Below are 822 nucleotides of genomic sequence, written 5' to 3'. Positions count from 1 at the left end.
TTTTCTCACGCCTGGGTGTGTGGGAGAGGGATACCGCCCGTATTTTGAGAACTACACAGTGGACGCGAGCATCTTAGATTCACGGCTTCGGTCGTGGATCGACAAGATTCGCATGGCGCGGCTTTCGGGCTGCGGTCATGCAAATCATTGGATCTGCAACTTTTCGAGTTGTAGTTTCTTAACTCATGTGATTAGCAAGTTCATAAGAGCAAACGGTGAATGCCTTGGCATCTGGAGCCGAAGAAGGACGTCGTAATCTGCGATAAGCCTCGGGGAGCTGATAAACGAGCTGTGATCCGAGGATTTCCGAATGGGGAAACCCCGCCAGGCCCCTTGTGGTGACCTGGTGACTCCCGCCTGAATATATAGGGCGGGTAGAGGGAACGTGGGGAAGTGAAACATCTCAGTACCCACAGGAAGAGAAAACAACAGTGATTCCGTCAGTAGTGGCGAGCGAACGCGGAAGAGGCTAAACCGAGTCATGTGTGATACCCGGCAGGGGTTGCATGGCCGGGGTTGTGGGACTTTTCGTTCCGGTCTGCCGGCCGGTGAACGTTACAGCGCATCATAGACGAACAGGTTTGAACGCCTGGCCAGAGCGGGTGCGAGCCCCGTAGTCGAAATGGTGTTATGGCGTGAAGAGTATCCCAAGTAGCACGGGGCCCGAGAAATCCCGTGTGAATCTGTCAGGACCACCTGATAAGCCTAAATACTCCCAGATGACCGATAGCGGACAAGTACCGTGAGGGAAAGGTGAAAAGTACCCCGGGAGGGGAGTGAAATAGTACCTGAAACCGTTTGCTTACAAACCGTCGGAGCCTC

1 rRNA gene is annotated in these 822 nt (G+C 53.9%); it reads left to right on the top strand.

What is annotated here, in order from left to right:
* Nucleotides 1-192: 192 nt before the first annotated feature.
* Nucleotides 193-822: ribosomal RNA gene (locus tag C5B93_RS16825) — 23S ribosomal RNA — on the top strand; the annotation flags it as partial.

The sequence above is a fragment of the Rathayibacter sp. AY1A2 genome (assembly GCF_002930935.1).
Taxonomy (GTDB): Bacteria; Actinomycetota; Actinomycetes; order Actinomycetales; family Microbacteriaceae; genus Rathayibacter.
The sequence above is the reverse complement of the archived record's forward strand: the minus strand, read 5'-3'. Positions and strand labels throughout refer to the sequence as shown.